Below are 20,216 nucleotides of genomic sequence, written 5' to 3' on the forward strand. Positions count from 1 at the left end.
GCTGTTGTTATTGCTTGCTCTAGGCTCCGTAGTGGGTGTGATGGCAGGCTTATTAGGCATTGGTGGCGGTCTTATCGTCGTACCTGCATTGCTTTATTTATTACCAAAATCAGGCATCAGTGTAGATATCACAATGCAATTGGCTTTGGCGACATCTTTAGCAACAATTATTGTGACCTCAGGTTCTTCTGCCATTAATCACCTCAAGCTGGGCAATGTCGACATGTTTGTTGTGAAGTGGCTAATGCCTGGCGTCGTCGTAGGTGGATTTGCTGGAACCTATGTTGCCGAGTGGATTCCTTCTCAATATCTCCCTAAAGTGTTTGGTGTGATTGTATTGTGCCTTGCGCTGCAAATGCTTTTGTCTATTAAGTCCCAAGCTCAGAAAGCGATGCCGAGTAATGTGGTGACGTCTCTGTACGGCACTGGAATCGGTGTTATCTCCAGCCTAGCTGGCATTGGTGGTGGTTCACTGTCGGTGCCATTTTTGAGCAAACATGGCGTCGAGATGAGAAAAGCGGTCGGGTCTTCTTCCGTGTGTGGATTTTTCATCGCGATTTCAGGAATGACGGGGTTTATTCTACATGGCTCTAAGGTGGCTGAATTACCTCAATACAGCGTTGGTTATGTTTACTTGCCTGCACTGGCGGCGATTGCTGCCACCTCCATGTTAACGACTCGCGTTGGTGCAAAACTGGCGACTAGCTTGCCGACCAAAGCGCTGAAAAAAATATTTGCTGTATTTTTGATGTTTGTTGCAGGAACTATGTTGCTGTAATGTCATCTCACTCATAGATTTCAATTCAAAAAGAGAACCCTTTTATGTCTCAGGGATTTATCGAATTTCCTAATATTGATCCTGTTTTATTTTCTATCGGCCCACTGTCTGTTCGCTGGTACGGGCTTATGTATCTGGTCGGTTTTGCATTCGCGTTGTGGTTGGCTAACCGCCGAGCTGATAAACCAAACAGTGGCTGGACACGTGAGCAAGTCTCCGATTTGTTGTTTGCCGGTTTCTTAGGTGTCGTTATTGGTGGCCGTGTTGGTTATGTGTTGTTCTACAACTTTGATCTATTCCTAGATGACCCTCTGTACTTGTTCAAAGTGTGGACTGGTGGCATGTCTTTCCACGGTGGTTTGCTTGGTGTGATTACCGCTATGTTCTGGTATGCAAAGAAAAATGGTCGTACTTTCTTTGGTGTTGCCGACTTTATTGCGCCACTCGTGCCGTTCGGTTTAGGCATGGGCCGTTTAGGTAACTTCATGAACAGCGAGCTTTGGGGGCGTGTAACTGATGTTCCGTGGGCAATCGTGTTCCCAAATGGCGGCCCGCTTCCTCGTCATCCATCTCAACTGTATGAAATGGCGCTTGAAGGTATTGTGCTGTTCTTTATCTTGAACTGGTTTATCAAAAAGCCACGCCCTCTTGGTTCTGTATCAGGGTTATTCCTTGCTGGATATGGTACATTCCGCTTCTTAGTAGAATATGTACGTGAACCAGATGCGCATTTAGGCTTGTTCGGCGGGTTTATTTCGATGGGGCAAATCTTGTCATTGCCAATGGTTATTATTGGTGTGCTGATGATGGTTTGGGCATACAAGCGCGGTCACTACAAAGACGAATTACCACAACAAACGAAGTAAGGAATTGGTGTGAAACAGTATTTAGAGCTCTGTCAGCGTATTGTTGATGAAGGTACTTGGATTGAAAATGAACGTACTGGGAAGCGATGCTTAACCGTTATCAATGCTGATCTCACTTACGATGTTGCTAACAATCAATTCCCACTGGTAACAACCAGAAAAAGCTTTTGGAAGGCGGCAGTTGCAGAGCTTCTTGGATACATTCGCGGCTACGATAACGCTGAAGATTTTCGCAAACTAGGTACCAAAACTTGGGATGCGAACTCTAACTTGAACGAAGCATGGCTGAATAACCCTTACCGTAAGGGCGAAGACGATATGGGCCGTGTATATGGTGTACAAGGTCGCGCTTGGGCTAAACCGGATGGTGGTCATATTGATCAGCTGCGCAAGATTGTAGATGACTTGACGCGTGGTGTTGATGACCGTGGTGAAATCCTAAACTTTTACAATCCAGGTGAGTTCCACATGGGGTGCCTACGCCCGTGTATGTACAGCCATCATTTCTCTTTACTTGGTGATACGCTTCACTTGAACAGCACTCAGCGCTCTTGTGATGTGCCTCTTGGCCTCAATTTTAATATGGTTCAAGTATATGTGTTCCTAGCGATTATGGCGCAGATAACAGGTAAGAAGCCGGGAATGGCTTACCACAAAATAGTTAATGCACATATTTACGAAGACCAGCTTGAGCTCATGCGTGATGTTCAGTTGAAGCGTGAGCCACTAAAAGCGCCGACTTTCCATATTAACCCTGAGATTAAGTCTCTTGAAGATTTAGAAACATGGGTGACACTGGATGACTTCTGGGTAGAAGGGTACGAGTGTCATGAAGCGATAAAATATCCGTTCTCAGTCTAGATTGGAACAATGTTGACTAAGCCGCCTAACATGGGCGGCTTTTTTGTAGCCATACTCAATTAACTTCAAGGTAATAGGCTCTGCGAGAATCACTTGGTTTACAGGCACAGCAACCATCGGAAAGCCTACTGGGATTACGTGAGAGTCGCTAATAAAGCATGTAGGCCAAGCAAACTCACTCTGAATTCCGCTCATTGAAGTTGTTTGGGTATGTAGGACATTCGCGACCACCTAGCTCATTGAGCTTAACAAGGTTTAAACAGGACAGACTTTTACTGAATTGCGCTGCGATGTGGCTTACCGATAGGTGAGAAGCTGGGCTGTATCTTCTCATTAGAGGAAAATTAGGGAGCGAACCTAGCAGTGACTAGAGCATTACTGCTGAGTTGTTACAGGCACAAAAAAGCCCCTAACCTAGGTTAGGGGCTTTGTAAGCGATGGTGTCTTTTTATTACGCAGTCAGCGCTAGGATGGAACCTGGCAGTACAACGAATACTGCTAAAAGGTAACCGGCTACAACTACTTTGTTCTTCACGGCCATGTCTGAAATCAAGTCTGCACCTTTCACTGGTAGTTCACGTAGGAACGGAATACCGTAGATGAATACTGTCGCCATGATGTTGAACACTAGGTGTACTAGAGCAATCTGTAGTGCGAATACTGCGAACTCACCTGATACAGCAGTTGCTGCTAGTAGAGCCGTGATACAGGTACCGATGTTAGCGCCTAGAGTGAATGGGTATACATCACGTACCTTCAGAACGCCAGAGCCAACAAGTGGAACCATTAAGCTAGTCGTCGTTGAAGAAGACTGAACGAGCACAGTTACTACTGAGCCTGAGAAGATACCGTGGATTGGGCCACGGCCAATTGCATTCTTCAGGATTTCACGAGCACGGCCAACCATTAGGCTCTTCATTAGCTTACCCATCACAGTGATTGCGATGAATACTGTAGCGATACCTAGAGCGATAAGCATAACACCGCCCATCGTGCTGCCAAAGCTTGCTAGTGGATCTTGAATAGCACTAACCACTGGCTTAGTAATTGGCTTGATAAAGTTCAAACCTTTGATGCTCATATCACCAGTTGCTAGGAATGGAGAAACTAACCAGTGAGAGATCTTATCTAGAATGCCAAACATCATTTCTAGTGGCAGGAAGATTGCTACCGCCAGTAGGTTAAAGAAGTCGTGAATTGTGGCACTTGCGAATGCACGTTTAAACTCTTCTTTACAACGAACGTGACCCAATGAAACTAGCGTGTTAGTTACGGTTGTACCAATGTTGGCACCCATTACCATAGGGATCGCTGTTTCTACTGGAAGACCGCCGGCTACTAAGCCCACGATAATAGAAGTTACTGTACTAGAAGACTGAATCAGAGCAGTGGCTGTTAAGCCGATCATTAGGCCTGCTACAGGGTGTGAAGCAAATTCAAACAATACTTTTGCTTGATCACCAGTAGCCATTTTGAAGCCGCTGCCTACCATCGATACCGCTAGAAGTAGCAGGTACAACATGAATGCCAAGTTAGCCCAGCGCAACCAGCGAGTAGTGCTCGATATCGGCGCCGCTGTAGTAGTAGCTTGGTTCATAATTATTTTCTCCGTGGACCGTTTATGTCTTGTTTATGGTCTGTTGTTGAAACTGAGGCTGATACTAGAACGGAAATATTTCAGTAATATTACAGTTGTGTGTAATAGAATTTTTTTTATCTAGACATGCCAATATATTGTGTTTTTTTTAATTTACACCTAGTTTAATTTGTTGTTTTTAAATGATTTTTCTGGGTGTTCTTGCATTTGCTTTGAGTGTGATAAAAGTCGAAAAAAATACAGAAAAATGAACGCTAAGATGTGAAATATTACACTTGGTTGTCATAAATGAAATTCACTTATCGGTAAAACCTTCAATAAGGGTGTTTTAAGTAGGTTTTGTCGAGTTATTGTTGTCATGCGCTGGTTTTGATATAACCTAGGGCTCTTATCATAGGGAGCGCCTCGTATGTCACATTTAAACTATAACCATCTGTATTATTTTTGGATGGTGTGCAAACAGGGGTCTGTAACAAAGGCAGCCGATGCGCTGTTTCTGACGCCGCAAACGGTGACTGGCCAGATCAAAGCGCTTGAAGACAGAATGGATGGCAAGCTCACTAAGCGTAATGGGCGTAGTGTTGAACCAACAGAACTGGGTCAATTGGTCTTTAAATATGCCGATCGTATGTTTGGACTCGGTTATGAGATGCTCGATATCGTGAACTATAGCCAGCGTTCCAATATTTTGTTTGAGGTCGGGGTTGCGGATGCGTTGTCGAAACGATTAGTGAGCAAGATTCTTATGACCACGGTGCCCGAAGATGACAGCATTCACTTACGTTGTTTTGAATCTACCCACGAAATGCTACTAGAGCAGTTATCACAGCATAAGTTAGATATGATCTTATCGGATTGCCCTGTAGACTCCAGTCAGAGCCCTGGCCTATATAGCAAGAAGCTGGGTGAAAGTAGTATGAGTTTCTTCTGCTCAGGTAACATCGATAACATTCAATTCCCCGCCGTACTAGAACAAAGAAAGCTACTTATTCCTGGCAGCCGAACTGCGATGGGGCGGAAGGTCCTCCAGTGGCTAGATACACAAGGCATTCAACCTAATATTCTAGGCGAGTTTGATGATGTGGCATTGATGAAAGCTTTTGCGCGTTATCATCATGATGCAGTATTTCTTGCTCCTACCTTGTATGTGGAAGAGGTAGGGGATGATTTCCCGCTTCAGTTAGTTGGGAACATTGAAGGTCTGAAAGAAGAGTTCTATGTCATTTTTGCTGAGAGAATGATCCAACATCCAGCAGTGAAAAACGTTTGTGACGCAGATTTTACCAATTTGTTTAAGTGATGACTTTTATTACTGATGGTAAATAGATTACTATCAGCGATGATATTGTTACAGTTTATAAAATACCCTTGAATGCTTGAAGTGTGATAAATCACTTCGATGTGTTGCTGTTCCAAGAGGACCTGCCAATGAACCTACAAGAAATGGAAAAAAACTCGGCAAAAGCAGTCGTGCTTTTGAAAGCGATGGCCAATGAACGTCGTTTGCAAATTTTGTGTTTGTTACACAATCAAGAGCTATCAGTAGGGGAACTCTGTGGCAAATTAGAGTTGAGCCAGTCTGCACTCTCTCAGCATTTAGCATGGCTACGTCGCGATGGTTTGGTGAATACCCGTAAAGAAGCTCAAACGGTTTTTTATACATTGAGCAGCGATGAAGTGAAGGCGATGATTGAACTACTTCATAGCATCTACTGTGAAGATCTTGAACAGGCGTAGAGCCAATGTTGTTTTACGAATGAATACAACAGATATAAAAAAACCGGCAAAAGCCGGTTTTTTTGTTCTCTTGAATCAAGTCTCTATTATAGAGCTTTGATTGCAGCAGAGAAACGAGACTTATGACGAGCTGCTTTATTCTTGTGAATAAGGCCTTTAGTCGCCATGCGGTCTAGTAGTGGTGTAACTGCAGCGAATGCAGCAGTTGCAGCTTCTTTGTCGCCAGCTTCGATAGCAGCGATAGTTTTCTTCATGTAAGTGCGCATCATAGAACGACGGCTAGCATTGTGCTGACGACGTTTCTCAGCTTGGATAGCGCGCTTCTTAGCAGATTTACTGTTTGCCAAGGGTCTAACTCCCAAAAACTTAGTTCGGTGACAATTTAAGGGCGAGGAATATCCCTCATTTGCGCCTCATTGTCAAATGATTTGTGCAAAAACCCATCGAGGCCAAAACTAATTTTGGTATGAAAAGGTTATCGCGGTTAAGATGGCGGGGATTCTAACAGTATTTTTATACCATTGCTAATACTTATCTGCGGTTCCCCTGACATTCCTTGCTTGTCATTGAAGATAATGAAGTTTTGGACATACCAATTGAGGTTCATGTGAGTAAACGTCTCCTAAAGTCGGGCATGATAGTCAGTGCCATGACTTTGATTTCGCGCGTTCTAGGCTTAGTTCGTGATGTTGTCGTCGCCAACTTAATGGGGGCTGGCGCAAGCGCGGATGTCTTCTTTTTTGCTAATAAGATTCCTAACTTCTTACGTCGCTTATTTGCTGAGGGCGCTTTTTCTCAAGCTTTTGTTCCAGTCCTGACGGAGTATCACGCATCTGGCGATATGAATAAAACTCGAGAACTCATTGCGCGCGCTTCGGGAACATTAGGCGTCATTGTTTCTATAGTTACTGTGCTTGGGGTATTAGGGTCTGGCGTAGTGACGGCTTTGTTCGGCTTTGGCTGGTTTCTCGATTGGCTAAAGGGCGGACCATCAGCTGAGAAATTTGAGCTGGCGAGCTTTATGCTCAAAATTACTTTTCCTTATTTATGGTTTATCACCTTTGTCGCATTGTCTGGTGCGATTCTTAATACCATGGGTAAATTTGCAGTTTCCTCTTTTACCCCGGTATTTCTCAATGTGATGATCATTGGGTCAGCTTGGTATATAGCACCAAACCTAGCTCAACCAGAGGTCGGCTTGGCGATTGGTGTCTTTCTTGGTGGCTTGGTTCAGTTCCTATTTCAAATCCCTTTCCTAATTAAAGCAGGTGTGATGGTTAAGCCCAAGTGGGGATGGCGCGACCCTGGAGTCGTGAAAATCCGTACTTTGATGATCCCCGCTCTGTTTGGTGTTTCGGTAAGTCAGATCAACCTGTTATTCGATACGTTTATTGCGAGTTTCCTTCAAACCGGTTCGATAAGTTGGTTGTACTATTCCGACCGTTTATTGGAGTTCCCTTTGGGGCTATTCGGAATTGCGATTGCAACAGTCATATTACCAGCTTTGTCTCGAAAGCATGTTGATGCACAAGGTGAGGGGTTTGCTCATACCATGGATTGGGGGGTAAGAATGGTGACTCTATTGGGTATCCCTGCAATGTTAGGACTTATGGTATTGGCAAAGCCTATGCTGATGGTGTTATTTATGCGTGGTGAGTTTTCTCCGAATGATGTGCATCAAGCATCGCTCTCTTTACTTGCTTACGCGTCAGGTTTACTTAACTTTATGTTAATCAAGGTGTTGGCGCCTGGCTATTACAGCCGACAAGATACTAAAACCCCAGTAAAGTACGGCATCATAGCAATGGCAACCAATATGGTGTTTAACGCCATTTTTGCTTGGTTCTATGGATACGTGGGGCTAGCGATAGCAACGGCATTATCGGCGTTTGTAAATATGGCGCTTCTATATAGAGGGCTACATATCCAAGGTGTATACAAACTTACTAAAACAACGGTGCTATTTGTAAGCAAGTTAATTGTTGCGGGTGGTGCCATGGTAGCGGCTATTTTATGGCAGCTTGAAGATATGTCTGTTTGGTTAACTTGGGGACTTTCTGAACGGATTGGAATGCTAACTTTACTGATTGCTTTAGGAGCGGCTGTTTACCTAGCAATAATATTTACACTGGGTGTTCGTCTAAAAGACCTAAAAGCAGCGACAGAGTAAGGTTGATTAGTATATAATCCGTCGGTTTCACGTATTAGTATCCGAGAAAGATAGGTTTTTAGTATATTCCAATGGAATTGATCCGCGGCATTCACAATATTAAGCCACAACATCAAGGTTGTGTGCTCACCATAGGAAACTTTGATGGCGTCCATCTTGGGCATCAGCAAGTCCTTAAGCAAGTGTCTGAGCAAGCAAGTGTTTTGAACTTGCCTTCTGTTGTGATGACGTTCGAGCCTCAGCCATTAGAGCTGTTTGCGAAAGAGAAAGCGCCAGCTCGATTGACTCGGTTGAGAGACAAGTTTGTTCAATTAGGAAAACTAAACCTTGATCGGTTGTTATGCGTAAACTTTAACGCCTATTTTGCAAACTTATCTGCCGAGGAGTTCATTAGTGACTTGTTGGTGGCTAAGTTGGGTGTTAAGTTTTTAGTCGTTGGTGACGACTTCTGCTTTGGCAAAGGCCGCACTGGTGATTTCTCTATGCTGAAAGAAGCAGGAGAGAAGTACGGATTTGAAGTAGTGAGTACGCAAAGCTTTTGCTTTGAGCAAGCAAGAGTGAGCAGTACCGCTATTCGCCGCTCTCTAGCCAGTGATGATTTAGCTAATACTAAGACTATGCTGGGTAGAAACTACAGCATCAGTGGCCGTGTTTCCCATGGTCGTAAGCTAGGCAGGACCATTGGTTTCCCAACGGCGAATATTCCGCTGAAGCGTTGCGTTTCGCCAGTGTCCGGCGTATATGTTGTTCAAGCATTAGGCTTGGGAGATGAGCCTGTCGGTGGTGTTGCTAATATTGGTCAGAGACCAACAGTAAACGGTGTTCGCCAACAACTCGAAGTGCACTTATTTGACTTTCAAGCCAATTTGTACGGCAAACAGTTAGAAGTGGTACTTTTACATAAGCTCCGAGATGAGCAAAAGTTTGAGTCATTTGATTTACTCAAGCAACAAATAGAATTGGATGCTGAGGCAGCAAGGGTGTGGCTGCAGCAGCGTAAAGTCCAAGCGGTTTAGTTCGCTGCTTGGCATAATGTCTAACTGTCACCCAACACAACGGAATTAAGAATCGATGAGTGAGTATAAAGATACCCTGAACCTTCCTGAAACAGGGTTTCCGATGCGTGGCAATCTGGCAAATCGTGAGCCAGAAATGCTTAAGCGTTGGTATAAAGAAGACCTTTACGGCGCAATCCGTGAAGCGAAGAAAGGCAAAAAATCTTTCGTTCTACATGATGGCCCTCCATATGCGAATGGTGACATTCACATTGGTCACGCACTAAACAAGATTCTTAAAGACATTATTATTAAATCCAAAACACTTTCTGGTTTTGATGCACCGTACATTCCTGGTTGGGACTGTCACGGTCTACCTATTGAACTAATGGTAGAAAAGAAGAAAGGCAAACCAGGCCAAAAAATCTCTGCGGCTGAGTTCCGTGAAGAGTGTCGTAAGTACGCGGCTGGTCAAGTTGAAGGTCAAAAAGAGAGCTTCAAACGTCTAGGTATCATGGGTGAGTGGGACAAGCCTTACCGCACTATGGACTTTGCTACAGAAGCAAACATCATCCGCGCACTTGGTAAGATTGCAGACAACGGCCACCTACTGAAAGGTTTCAAACCTGTTCACTGGTGTACTGATTGTGGCAGCGCGCTTGCTGAAGCGGAAGTAGAGTACAAAGACAAAGTATCTCCTTCTATTGATGTTCGTTTTAAAACAGCAGACGAAGCTGCACTTCTGTCTAAGTTTGATCTAAACGAAGGCCATGAAGGTGAAGGCGACATTTCTATCGTTATCTGGACGACAACACCATGGACACTGCCTGCAAACCGCGCAGTATGTCTACGTGATGATCTAGAGTACGTACTTATCCAAGTAGAAGGCGAAACGAAAGAACGTATCATCGTTGCGTCTGAACTAGCGAAAGATGTCATGGATCGCGCGGGTATCGAGCACTTCCATAACCTTGGTTTTGCTAAAGGTGCCGACCTTGAGCTTTCTCAATTCCAACACCCATTCTACGACTTTACCGTTCCTGCGATCCTTGGCGATCACGTAACAACGGAATCTGGTACTGGTGTTGTTCACACAGCACCTGGCCACGGTCAAGAAGACTTTGCTGTTGGTAATAAGTACAACCTAGAAGTTGCGAACCCAGTAGGTTCTAACGGTGTTTACCTACCTGACACTGAGCTATTTGCCGGTCAGCACGTATTTAAAGCAAATGATGCCGTAGTAGAAACGCTAAAAGAGAAAGGCGCGCTACTACACCACCATGCTTATGAGCACAGCTACCCACATTGTTGGAGACACAAAACGCCAATCATCTTCCGTGCTACACCACAGTGGTTCGTTTCTATGGACCAAGCTGGCCTACGTGCAAAAGCACTAGAGTCAATTAAAGGTGTTGAGTGGATGCCTGAATGGGGTCAAAGCCGCATTGAAGGTATGATTGAAGGTCGCCCTGAGTGGTGTATCTCTCGTCAACGTACTTGGGGTGTGCCAATTGCTCTGTTTGTTCACAAAGAAACTGCCGAGCTTCACCCGAATACGATTGAACTGGTTGAGCAAGTTGCAAAACTAGTAGAAGAAAAAGGCATTCAAGCTTGGTGGGATCTAGAAATCTCTGATCTACTAGGTGAAGAAGCAGATAAGTACGAAAAAGTACTAGATACGCTAGACGTATGGTTTGATTCAGGTGTGACTCACTACTCTGTAGTTGATGCTCGTGAAGAATACAACGGTGCAAGCGCTGACCTATATCTTGAAGGTTCAGACCAACACCGTGGCTGGTTCCAGTCTTCTCTAATTTCATCAATTGCGATGAAAGATGAAGCGCCATACAAGCAAGTACTAACACACGGTTTTGTGGTTGATGGTCACGGCCGTAAAATGTCTAAATCTATCGGTAACGTTGTTGCTCCAAAAGATGTAACGAATAAGCTGGGTGCAGATATTCTACGTCTATGGGTTGCATCTACTGACTACACGGGTGAAGTTGCGGTTTCTGATGAAATCCTAAAACGCTCTGCTGATGCGTACCGTCGTATCCGTAACACGGCGCGTTTTTTCCTAGCGAACCTAAGTGGCTTTAACCCAGCAACAGATATTGTTCCTGCAGAAGAGATGGTTGCTTTAGACCGTTGGGCTGTTGGTCGTGCACTGGCTGCGCAAGAAGAGATTGTTAAAGCTTACGAAGAGTACAACACGCACGGTGTGACTCAGCGTCTAATGCAGTTCTGTTCAATCGAAATGGGTTCATTCTACCTAGATGTAATCAAAGACCGTCAATACACTGCGAAGTTGGGTGGCCACGCTCAACGTAGCTGTCAGACTGCGCTTTACTACATCGTAGAAGCTCTAGTTCGTTGGATGGCACCAATCATGTCGTTCACTGCAGATGAAATCTGGAACGAAATGCCAGGCGAGCGTGAGAAGTTTGTCTTCACCGGTGAGTGGTTCGAAGGTCTATTCGGTCTAGCGGAAGGTGAAGAGCTAAACAACGAGTTCTGGACTGAAATCCAAGCGGTTCGTGGTGGCGTAAACAAACTTCTAGAAGACGCTCGTAAAGAGAAAACCATCGGTGGCTCACTACAAGCGGAAGTGACGCTATACGCTGAAGATGCACTAGCAGCGAAAATTAACAAGCTAGAAGATGAACTGCGTTTCGTTCTTCTAACGTCGGCAGCAACAGTGAAGCCTCTAAGCGAGAAATCTGATGCAGCACAAGCAACTGATGTTGAAGGTCTGTTTGTTGAAGTGAAAGCAACTGAAGCCGAGAAGTGTGACCGTTGTTGGCACCACACACCAGACGTAGGCACGATTTCTGGTCACGAGAAAATCTGTGGTCGCTGTGTATCTAACGTAGATGGTGAAGGCGAAGTTCGTAAATTTGCGTAATTGGCAAAATAGCAACTGAACTTTTTAGCAATTCTATAGCCCCAGTATCTACTGGGGTTATTTTTATCAGCCATTTTTAGGGCTCATTTTTAGGGGATAAGATGTCAAATATTCCATTAAAACAATCAGGTGTACGTTGGCTCTGGCTTGCACTAGTTATCTTCATAGCGGATATCGGTATTAAATTATTCGTGATGGATAACATGGGTTACGGTTGGGCGAATCGCATTGAAGTTCTACCGTTCTTTAATTTTCTTTATGTTCATAACTATGGAGCTGCATTCAGTTTTTTGAGTGATCAGGCTGGCTGGCAACGTTGGTTGTTTACTGGTATCGCGTTTGCTGTGACTGGTATGTTGACTTACTGGATGAGCAAGCTTCCGGCGCAAGAGAAGTGGAATAATATTGCTTACGCCATGATCATTGGTGGTGCAGTTGGTAATGTGTTTGATCGTGTAGTTCACGGTTATGTGGTTGATTACTTAGATTTTTACTGGGGAACCTATCACTGGCCTGCGTTTAACTTAGCTGATATGGCGATAGTCACGGGGGCAGCAATGATCATTCTAGATAGCTTCCGCTCTAAACAAGAAAGCCAAGCCTAAACGATTTAAAGCAAATAACCTTAAGCGCTGTCTGTTGATTCAGGCGGCGCTTTCTAATATAAGAACACAGCAACATTAATAAATACTAGGGTCTGTTGAACTTTCGAGCTGATTTTTGCAGCACTTTGTGGGAGATTTATACAAGGCAGAGGCTTTGATGTGTAGCTAGCCTACATGAGAAGCCGATAACGCAGTAGAAATGAACCACAAAGGCTGCCCGAAGGGTTCGGTTAAAATTGTTTTATGCTTCGTTGAAGACTATTTGCTTAGAATGACTAGGCTACATAGTCTTCGCCTCGCCTAAAACGATTTTATCTCGAACAAAATTTAATCACGAAAGATCAACAGACCCTAATAACAAGGAAGCGGTAACGTGACGACAATAGCCCAAGACTCTGCAGTAACGCTGCATTTCACCATCAAACTTAAAGATGGTTCCGTTGCTGATAGTACTCATAATATGGGTAAGCCAGCGAAATTAGTCATTGGAGACGGTAGCTTGAGTGAGAACTTCGAACAATGCTTATTAGGCTTAAGTTCGGGTGACAACAAGGCCATTGAGCTAAAAGCGGAAGACGCATTTGGTATGCCAAACCCAGACAATGTTCACCACATGGACAGAGCTAAGTTTGTCGGTGATGCTGAAGTGGAAGTTGGCACCATCATGGCTTTTTCTGGTCGAGATGGAATGGAAATCCCAGGTATTATTACTGAAATCGCGGGTGACTCAGTGACGGTAGACTTCAATCATCCTTTAGCAGGGCAAGATGTGACTTTTGAAGTTGAGATTTTGTCAGTAGAATAGCGAACCCATAAAGAACATAAACCATGAGCAATGCAATGAAGATCCTTTTAGCCAACCCACGTGGCTTCTGTGCAGGTGTTGATCGCGCCATCAGTATCGTAGAGCGCGCGTTAGAAATGTATCAACCACCAATCTATGTCAGACATGAAGTGGTTCATAACCGTTTTGTTGTCGAAGGGCTAAAACAGCGTGGTGCGATTTTTGTTGAAGAGTTAAGTGAAGTTCCTGATGACAATATCGTGATTTTCTCTGCTCATGGTGTTTCGCAAGCGGTTCGTAAAGAAGCGAAAGAGCGAGAACTTACAGTATTTGACGCTACTTGCCCATTGGTAACCAAAGTCCATATGGAAGTGGCACGAGCAAGCCGTAAGCACATGGAAGTAGTCCTGATCGGTCACGCAGGCCACCCTGAAGTCGAAGGTACTATGGGGCAATATGCGAGTGAGCAAGGCGGGATGTACTTGGTGGAAACGCCTGCAGATGTTGAGTTGCTGAAGGCCAAAGTAAAAGATCCTTCACACTTACATTATGTTAGCCAAACGACGCTTTCAGTGGATGAAACTGCGGATGTGATTGATGAACTGCGCCGAGTTTTCCCTGATATCCAAGGCCCTCGTAAAGATGACATTTGCTACGCGACACAGAATCGCCAAGATGCGGTACGTGAGTTAGCCAGTGACGTGGATGTAGTTGTGGTAGTTGGGTCCAAAAACTCTTCTAACTCCACTCGCTTGAAAGAGCTGGCAGAAAAACTAGGTACGCCTAGTTATCTGACGGACTGCCCAGAAGACATCAAGCCGGAATGGTTTGAAGGCAAAGTAAATGTGGGTGTGACAGCTGGCGCATCTGCACCGGAAGAATTAGTCGATCAGATACTGGGCCGCATTCAAGAGCTTGGTGCAACTTCTGTTGAAAACGTTGTTGGCCGAGAGGAAAACATGTTCTTCGAAGTACCTAAAGAGTTGCAGGTTAAGCAAGTCGACTAACGATATCAATTCGCGCAAAAGCCCACTAATTGGTGGGCTTTTTGACATCACCGAAAAATACACGGTGCAGAGTATGCGTTAGGTGCGAAACGCTCGGTTATGTTTGTCTGCTCTTCGTTTTATATGAAATAAAAAAGCCAGTCTATTCAGACTGGCTTTTTATTAGCAAGCAAAGATGTATTGATTAAGCAGTTTCAGTCACTGCTTTTGGTTGCTCTTCATCATCAAGGTCTAGTTCGCCTTTTCCTTTAGAGTGCTTAATTACCAGAGCAGTTACGCCTAAAGTGAAGATGATGCCAGCAATAGTTGAAATGTTCATCGGCAGACCGAAGCCTAGAGTACTGTTGTTTAGGATAAAGGTGACAACAACAGTAGTCATAAACATTGCTGGAACGGTAGTAATCCAGTGTAGCTTGTCGTGACGTAGTAGGTACGCAGACGCTGTCCATAACATCATCACTGCTGTTGTTTGGTTAGCGAAGCCGAAGTAGCGCCAGATAACACCGAAGTCTACTTGAGTTAGGATGCCACCAATAACAAACAGTGGGATTGCCATCATTAAGCGGTTACGCAGTGTTTTCTGTTCCATGTTGAAGTATTCAGCAAGGATTAGACGGCTAGAGCGGAATGCTGTATCACCAGAAGTGATTGGTAGAATAACCACACCTAGGAAAGCAATGATGCCACCAAATACACCTAGAAGACCAAATGATGAGCTGTATACGACATTACCTGGACCGCCGTTAGATACTGCTTCTTGTAGTAGTTCAATTGAGCCGAAGAAAGACAGTGCAATAGCACACCAGATAAGAGCGATAACGCCTTCACCAATCATTGCTCCGTAGAATACAAAGCGGCCATTCTTCTCGTTTTCCATACAACGCGCCATCAGAGGTGACTGAGTCGCATGGAAACCAGAGATAGCACCACAAGCGATTGTGATGAATAGCGCAGGCCATAGCGGCAGGTCGTTCGGGTTCATATTAGTGAACATGTCGCTCATTTGGTAGTTACCCATCACTGAGTGCTCGCTAGAGAATGCTACAGCAGTGATTAGGCCAACCGACATAAAGATAAGCAGTGCGCCGAATAGTGGGTAGAAGCGACCAATGATCTTATCAACCGGAACGATAGTCGCGATGATGTAGTAACCAAAGATGATAGCAACCATAGTACCCATTGTTACTGTCATATCAGTTTGGTCGTTGATAAGGTTAGTGATCATGCCAGCTGGCGCACTTACGAATACCACACCTACAAGTAGCAATAGGACAATGGCAAAAATGTTCATAAAGTGTTTAGCGCCTTTGCCTAAGTAACGTCCTGTAATGGTCGGTACAGATGCACCACCGTTGCGAACAGATAACATGCCTGAGAAGTAGTCGTGAACTGCACCTGCGAAAATACAACCGATAACGATCCACAGCATTGCTGCAGGGCCGTATAGAGCACCCATGATTGGACCGAAGATTGGACCAACACCTGCGATGTTGAGTAGTTGTACTAGGTAGACTTTTTTAGTCGACATTGGAACGTAATCAACACCATCCGCTTTGGTATGCGCTGGTGTTTGACGTTTTTCGTTGATGCCAAATACTTTTTCGACAAAAGCGCCGTAAATAAAGTATCCGCCAATTAAGGCCGCGACACAGGTGAGGAACCACATCATAGCAATTATCCTTTGGGTAAATTCTTATAAGCTCAGGGTGAATACTATTTAAACGACTGGCGAGAAACACCCGCTTTTGTGTTGAGTGGTCGTATTGGCGTTTTAGTGGTTTTTATCAATAGTGAGTGGTTTGAGGAATTACTGAGTGGTGTGATTAGAGTTTAAGTGGTGTTGTTGATGGGTAACTGGTGTTTATCGATGATAAACGGTCCAACCCTAAAATTTAGCTTATCGGTTCGCGATCATAGCTAGGGTCTGTTGATCTTTCGAGCTGATTTTTGCAGCACTTTGTGGGAAATTGATACAAGGCAGAGGCTTTGATGTGTAGCTAGCCTACATGAGAAGCCGATAACGCAGTAGAAATGAACCACAAAGGCTGCCCGAAGGGTTCGGCTAAAATCGTTTTATGCTTCGTTGAAGACTATTTGCTTAGAATGACTAGGCTACACAGTCTTCGCCTCGCCTAAAACGATTTTATCTCGAACAAATATTAACCGCGAAAGATCAACAGACCCTAATGACATGATGTACTATTGATATCAAGGAAATAGGCCTTCGAATAAAAAGGAAAAGCATGAAAAACATAATAATGGCATCGGTATTGATGATGTTGGCTGGTTGCGTATCCACTTCTCAGGAAGACTTAGCGCAAGAAGGAGATTGGCGCCAAATTGGTTATCAAGATGGTATTAGAGGCCATACTGAGCGCTCTTTTTCTCAGCTTTCTAAGTTGGGTAGTGTGGTGATGGCGGAATACGATGAAGGTTACTTAGAGGGTGTGGCTGAATATTGTAATCCAAACCATGCCTACATGATTGGTCTATCTGGACAGCCATACGAGGGCGTGTGTGAAGGGATGGAAGACGCGCAGCAGTTCCGAATGGAATGGCAGCGTGGTTGGAACGAATACAGCAACTAAGTGAAAAAGAGCACTCAGTGATGGTCAATGAGTGCTCTCCTGGTGGATGTTTAGATAAGTGACAATTTAGTCGTCAGAATGGTGCTCTTCCACGGCCTTACGTAAGAAACCCTGCTGATGATTCAATTGCTGGCGAGCGGTGTCGATATCCAGATCGGTCAAGATCATTAAGATCGCCAGTTTTACATCGTAGTTGGTAGCATCCAAAGTCTCTGCTGCTAGGGATTTCTCACAATCTGTTGCTTGCATAACTATTCGAGTCGCTCGGGCAACCAGCTTTTCGTTGGTCGCTTTTACGTCGACCATCAAATTTTGATAGCTCTTGCCTAATCGAATCATGCTTGCGGTTGTCAGCATATTGAGCACCAGCTTTTGCGCCGTACCAGATTTTAATCGAGTTGAACCGGTCAAAGCTTCAGGGCCAACCACCGGGCTGATAGCGATGTGAGCGATATCGGCGATAGGTGAGTCTGGGTTACAAGACAGCGCGACAGTTTGTGCACCAATTTTTTTTGCGTACTCTAGAGCACCGATCACGTAAGGCGTTCGCCCACTTGCAGCAATACCGACCACGACATCTTTACTGCTAAAGTGAATCTTCTCTAAATCTTCGATTCCAAGGGCCTTGGAATCTTCAGCGCCTTCTTTTGCTTTTAAAATGGCTTCAGGTCCACCGGCAATGAGTCCAAGCACCATTTTGTCGGAAACACCAAAGGTTGGCGGGCACTCAGAGGCATCAAGCACACCGAGGCGCCCACTAGTACCAGCTCCCATATAAACCAAACGGCCACCATGTCTAAATGCAGCGGTAATGATGTCTACGGCCTTGGCGATATTGGGGATTTCCTTTTCGACCGCGAGTGGGACGAGTTTATCTTGCTGGTTGATACGTTTAACGATTTCAACAGCAGGTAACAGATCGATGTCCATGGTTTCAGGGTTTCGCCCCTCTGAAACCAAGTGAGAAAGCGCTGCGATAAGAGCATCGTTGGTCATAATGAACCTTATTTAACGGGTTAAAACTTCTCGACAAAATGAGCTGGTGATCAAGCTAACTATCGGCTAAATACAATACGCCGAGTGACGCCAGTTGCTTAGCACCAGTCACCTCTGGCAGATTGCTTGGTAAGTTATGAATACGTTGATGAGCGAGCCAAGCAAAGGCCATTGCCTCCATATTGTCACTGTCGATACCTTGATTGGTAGTGGAGTCTACGCGCCATCTAGGCAACAGTGCGTTCAGTCTTTCTATGAGTAGCGGGTTATGAACTCCGCCGCCACAAATAAAGAGTTCAGGTTTAGCGCCTACACTATAACGTTCGACGTCGTTAGCAATGGTCAAAGCAGTGAACTCACATAGCGTACGCTGAACATTTTCGGCTGTGGCATTAACATCATGGCTTAGTTCGGGAGTATCGCTCAAAGAAGTCAGAATATTTTCAAGCCATGGCAAATTGAATAGCTCTCTTCCTGTACTTTTAGGTGGTTGTTGAGAGAGGTAATCTTCTTGAAGCAAGCGTTCGAGTAGCGGTGTTATTAATTGGCCTTGCTTGGCAAAGGTGGCGTCAGCATCGTATTTCCGGCCAGTGTGTTTTTGGCACCAAGCATCCATCAACATATTACCTGGACCTGTGTCGTAGCCAATGACTTTTTGGTTTGGCCTAAGTACAGAAATATTGGCGATACCACCAATGTTGAGTACCACAACACTAGAGTGCTGTGACTGGAATAACGACTGATGGAATGCAGGAACCAACGGCGCTCCTTGGCCACCAAGAGCCATGTCTTTACGCCTGAAATCCGCGATGGTGGTGATACCGGTACGCGTCGCGATAATGTTGGCATCCCCGAGTTGCATGGTAAATGGTGATGGGCCATTCGGCTGGTGGTAAACAGTTTGGCCGTGGTTGCCAATAGCGGTAATTTGCTGCGCTTGATAGCCAGACTTTTTGAGTAGCTCTAAAATAGCATCGGCGTAAAGGTGGCCAAGGTCATGATCGAGTTGCCCTACCGCAACGAGGTTTGTGTCCTGTCCAAGGCAGACATTTAATACCCGTTGTTTCAGTGTTTCTGGAATAGTGAAGTCATTTGAAGCCAACAAGGTGACTTTGCCGTCGCTGATTTCGGTTAATACCGTGTCGATTCCATCCAAACTGGTGCCAGACATCACACCAATATACAGTTCTCGCGATTCCATCTGTAATCTCATTCATATTCCACTTGAAAACCATTGTAATGCAATTTTAAAGCGAATAATCTCGGTAACTTAGCGAATTATGAGTGTAGGAGAAATCATGGGACCGTTATGGGTGGATGTTGAAGGTTATGAGTTAACCGCGGAAGACAGAGAAATACTAGAGCATCCGACGGTTGGTGGCTTGATCCTATTTGCTCGGAACTACCACGACAGTGAGCAGTTACTTGCGCTTAATAAAGAGGTTCGTAAAGCGGCCAAGCGTCCAATTTTGATTGGTGTGGATCAAGAAGGAGGGCGAGTTCAACGCTTTCGTGATGGCTTCTCGTTGATCCCTGCAGCCGAGCTGTACGCTAAACAAAACAACGGTGAGCAGCTCGCAAACCAGGGCGGGTGGCTAATGGCAGCAGAGTTAGTGGCGCACGATATTGATTTGAGCTTTGCGCCGGTACTGGACAAAGGACATCAGTGCAAGGCAATTGGAAACCGTTCATTTGGTGAAGATATTGGTACTATTGTCAGGCACAGTACTGCATTTATGCACGGCATGAAGTCGGTGGGTATGGCGACAACGGGTAAGCACTTCCCAGGCCATGGGGGAGTTATTGCCGACTCTCACTTAGAAACGCCTTACGATGAACGAGATGACATATTTGAAACGGATATGTCTGTGTTTAAAGCGCAAATCGAATCTGGTGTCTTAGATGCCATGATGCCGGCTCACGTTATTTTTCCACATTACGATCAGGAGCCAGCAAGTGGTTCTGAATATTGGTTGAAGCGTGTATTACGTCAACAGCTTGGTTTCGATGGCTTAGTTTTCTCGGATGACTTAACGATGGAAGGGGCGGCTATCATGGGCGGGCCAGCTGAGCGCTCTCATCAAGCATTAGTTGCAGGGTGTGATATGTTGCTTGTGTGCAACAAGCGCGATGCACAGGTCGAAGTGCTCGATAACCTGCCAGTATTAGAAGTACCGAAAGCGGATGCACTACTGAAAAAACAGTCTTTCTCTTTGGCTGATCTTAAATCTTCACAGCAATGGAAAGACGCCTCGAACGCGCTGCTTAGAATGCAAGAACAAGGTTAAGCACCTCCGAAATAACCAAGAGCCACTTATTACAGTGGC

At 44.9% G+C, this 20,216-nt stretch carries 18 protein-coding genes; 13 read left to right on the forward strand and 5 right to left on the reverse strand.

What is annotated here, in order from left to right; all coding sequences use genetic code 11:
- The first annotated feature begins 40 nt into the window (after positions 1-40).
- The 3 genes from ACXABW_RS02860 to ACXABW_RS02870 are packed head-to-tail and all read left to right on the forward strand — an operon-like array spanning position 41 to position 2,505.
- Complete coding sequence (locus ACXABW_RS02860) at positions 41-778, forward strand: sulfite exporter TauE/SafE family protein (protein ID WP_457524935.1); 738 nt, start codon at positions 41-43, stop codon at positions 776-778.
- A 44-nt stretch (positions 779-822) separates the two neighbouring features.
- Positions 823-1,644: a prolipoprotein diacylglyceryl transferase gene (gene lgt, locus ACXABW_RS02865; RefSeq protein ID WP_252029604.1), complete on the forward strand. Its 822-nt coding sequence runs from the start codon at positions 823-825 to the stop codon at positions 1,642-1,644.
- A gap of 9 nt (positions 1,645-1,653) precedes the next feature.
- Positions 1,654-2,505, forward strand: coding sequence for a thymidylate synthase (locus ACXABW_RS02870; protein ID WP_457523913.1), 852 nt, complete (start codon positions 1,654-1,656; stop codon positions 2,503-2,505).
- A 451-nt stretch (positions 2,506-2,956) separates the two neighbouring features.
- Here ACXABW_RS02870 and ACXABW_RS02875 read toward each other — a convergent pair whose 3' ends face one another.
- On the reverse strand, positions 2,957-4,102 hold the full coding sequence (locus ACXABW_RS02875) for a Na/Pi symporter (protein ID WP_457523915.1): 1,146 nt from the start codon (positions 4,100-4,102) through the stop codon (positions 2,957-2,959).
- A 409-nt stretch (positions 4,103-4,511) separates the two neighbouring features.
- Here ACXABW_RS02875 and nhaR point away from each other — a divergent pair, with 409 nt between their 5' ends.
- Both nhaR and ACXABW_RS02885 read left to right on the forward strand, forming a co-directional pair.
- Positions 4,512-5,402, forward strand: a complete 891-nt coding sequence (nhaR, locus tag ACXABW_RS02880; RefSeq protein ID WP_457523917.1) for a transcriptional activator NhaR — start codon at positions 4,512-4,514, stop codon at positions 5,400-5,402.
- A gap of 128 nt (positions 5,403-5,530) precedes the next feature.
- Positions 5,531-5,839 carry an ArsR/SmtB family transcription factor gene (locus ACXABW_RS02885; protein ID WP_252029609.1) on the forward strand — a complete coding sequence of 103 codons (309 nt, stop codon included), beginning with the start codon at positions 5,531-5,533 and terminating at the stop codon, positions 5,837-5,839.
- Positions 5,840-5,925: 86 nt separating this feature from the next.
- Here the strand turns inward: ACXABW_RS02885 and rpsT are convergent, their stop codons facing one another.
- A complete protein-coding gene (gene rpsT, locus ACXABW_RS02890; RefSeq protein ID WP_047045621.1) occupies positions 5,926-6,186 on the reverse strand; it encodes a 30S ribosomal protein S20 in 261 nt (86 codons plus the stop codon).
- A 260-nt stretch (positions 6,187-6,446) separates the two neighbouring features.
- Here rpsT and murJ point away from each other — a divergent pair, with 260 nt between their 5' ends.
- The 6 genes from murJ (at position 6,447) to ispH (ending at position 14,305) form a co-directional block, all read left to right on the forward strand.
- A complete protein-coding gene (murJ, locus tag ACXABW_RS02895) occupies positions 6,447-8,009 on the forward strand; it encodes a murein biosynthesis integral membrane protein MurJ (RefSeq protein ID WP_286036661.1) in 1,563 nt (520 codons plus the stop codon).
- A 71-nt stretch (positions 8,010-8,080) separates the two neighbouring features.
- Positions 8,081-9,025 (forward strand): bifunctional riboflavin kinase/FAD synthetase, encoded by a 945-nt coding sequence (gene ribF / locus ACXABW_RS02900; RefSeq protein ID WP_457523920.1) that lies wholly within the window; start codon positions 8,081-8,083, stop codon positions 9,023-9,025.
- 55 nt (positions 9,026-9,080) lie between these two features.
- Entirely contained in the window at positions 9,081-11,909 is a 2,829-nt protein-coding gene (gene ileS / locus ACXABW_RS02905) for an isoleucine--tRNA ligase (protein WP_457523921.1), read from the forward strand.
- Between the two features lie 101 nt (positions 11,910-12,010).
- The gene (gene lspA / locus ACXABW_RS02910) at positions 12,011-12,514 is read left to right on the forward strand and encodes a signal peptidase II (RefSeq protein WP_252029615.1); all 504 of its coding nucleotides are present in this window, start codon (positions 12,011-12,013) and stop codon (positions 12,512-12,514) included.
- 373 nt (positions 12,515-12,887) lie between these two features.
- Positions 12,888-13,319: an FKBP-type peptidyl-prolyl cis-trans isomerase gene (gene fkpB / locus ACXABW_RS02915; RefSeq protein WP_457523923.1), complete on the forward strand. Its 432-nt coding sequence runs from the start codon at positions 12,888-12,890 to the stop codon at positions 13,317-13,319.
- A gap of 23 nt (positions 13,320-13,342) precedes the next feature.
- Positions 13,343-14,305, forward strand: coding sequence for a 4-hydroxy-3-methylbut-2-enyl diphosphate reductase (ispH, locus tag ACXABW_RS02920; RefSeq protein WP_457523924.1), 963 nt, complete (start codon positions 13,343-13,345; stop codon positions 14,303-14,305).
- Positions 14,306-14,489: 184 nt separating this feature from the next.
- Here the strand turns inward: ispH and ACXABW_RS02925 are convergent, their stop codons facing one another.
- Entirely contained in the window at positions 14,490-15,974 is a 1,485-nt protein-coding gene (locus ACXABW_RS02925) for a carbon starvation CstA family protein (RefSeq protein ID WP_457523926.1), read from the reverse strand.
- Between the two features lie 574 nt (positions 15,975-16,548).
- On the opposite strand from ACXABW_RS02925, the gene ACXABW_RS02930 reads away from it, so the two are divergent.
- Positions 16,549-16,893 (forward strand): DUF2799 domain-containing protein, encoded by a 345-nt coding sequence (locus tag ACXABW_RS02930; protein WP_265688411.1) that lies wholly within the window; start codon positions 16,549-16,551, stop codon positions 16,891-16,893.
- Between the two features lie 66 nt (positions 16,894-16,959).
- Here the strand turns inward: ACXABW_RS02930 and murQ are convergent, their stop codons facing one another.
- Positions 16,960-17,889 (reverse strand): N-acetylmuramic acid 6-phosphate etherase, encoded by a 930-nt coding sequence (gene murQ / locus ACXABW_RS02935; RefSeq protein ID WP_457523927.1) that lies wholly within the window; start codon positions 17,887-17,889, stop codon positions 16,960-16,962.
- A 55-nt stretch (positions 17,890-17,944) separates the two neighbouring features.
- Positions 17,945-19,090 (reverse strand): anhydro-N-acetylmuramic acid kinase, encoded by a 1,146-nt coding sequence (locus ACXABW_RS02940; RefSeq protein WP_457524937.1) that lies wholly within the window; start codon positions 19,088-19,090, stop codon positions 17,945-17,947.
- A gap of 97 nt (positions 19,091-19,187) precedes the next feature.
- Here ACXABW_RS02940 and nagZ point away from each other — a divergent pair, with 97 nt between their 5' ends.
- Complete coding sequence (gene nagZ / locus ACXABW_RS02945) at positions 19,188-20,177, forward strand: beta-N-acetylhexosaminidase (protein WP_457523929.1); 990 nt, start codon at positions 19,188-19,190, stop codon at positions 20,175-20,177.
- Positions 20,178-20,216: the final 39 nt, after the last annotated feature.

This window comes from Vibrio paucivorans, from assembly GCF_054053395.1.

Bases quoted from the DNA above. Each gene is read 5' to 3' on its own strand.
- ACXABW_RS02860 (WP_457524935.1), top strand. From the start codon at position 41: ATGGCAGGCTTATTAGGCATTGGTGGCGGTCTTATCGTCGTACCTGCA.
- lgt (WP_252029604.1), top strand. From the start codon at position 823: ATGTCTCAGGGATTTATCGAATTTCCTAATATTGATCCTGTTTTATTT.
- ACXABW_RS02875 (WP_457523915.1), bottom strand. From the start codon at position 4,102: ATGAACCAAGCTACTACTACAGCGGCGCCGATATCGAGCACTACTCGC.
- nhaR (WP_457523917.1), top strand. From the start codon at position 4,512: ATGTCACATTTAAACTATAACCATCTGTATTATTTTTGGATGGTGTGC.
- ACXABW_RS02885 (WP_252029609.1), top strand. From the start codon at position 5,531: ATGAACCTACAAGAAATGGAAAAAAACTCGGCAAAAGCAGTCGTGCTT.
- ribF (WP_457523920.1), top strand. From the start codon at position 8,081: ATGGAATTGATCCGCGGCATTCACAATATTAAGCCACAACATCAAGGT.
- ileS (WP_457523921.1), top strand. From the start codon at position 9,081: ATGAGTGAGTATAAAGATACCCTGAACCTTCCTGAAACAGGGTTTCCG.
- lspA (WP_252029615.1), top strand. From the start codon at position 12,011: ATGTCAAATATTCCATTAAAACAATCAGGTGTACGTTGGCTCTGGCTT.
- ispH (WP_457523924.1), top strand. From the start codon at position 13,343: ATGAGCAATGCAATGAAGATCCTTTTAGCCAACCCACGTGGCTTCTGT.
- ACXABW_RS02925 (WP_457523926.1), bottom strand. From the start codon at position 15,974: ATGATGTGGTTCCTCACCTGTGTCGCGGCCTTAATTGGCGGATACTTT.
- ACXABW_RS02930 (WP_265688411.1), top strand. From the start codon at position 16,549: ATGAAAAACATAATAATGGCATCGGTATTGATGATGTTGGCTGGTTGC.
- murQ (WP_457523927.1), bottom strand. From the start codon at position 17,889: ATGACCAACGATGCTCTTATCGCAGCGCTTTCTCACTTGGTTTCAGAG.
- ACXABW_RS02940 (WP_457524937.1), bottom strand. From the start codon at position 19,090: ATGGAATCGCGAGAACTGTATATTGGTGTGATGTCTGGCACCAGTTTG.
- nagZ (WP_457523929.1), top strand. From the start codon at position 19,188: ATGGGACCGTTATGGGTGGATGTTGAAGGTTATGAGTTAACCGCGGAA.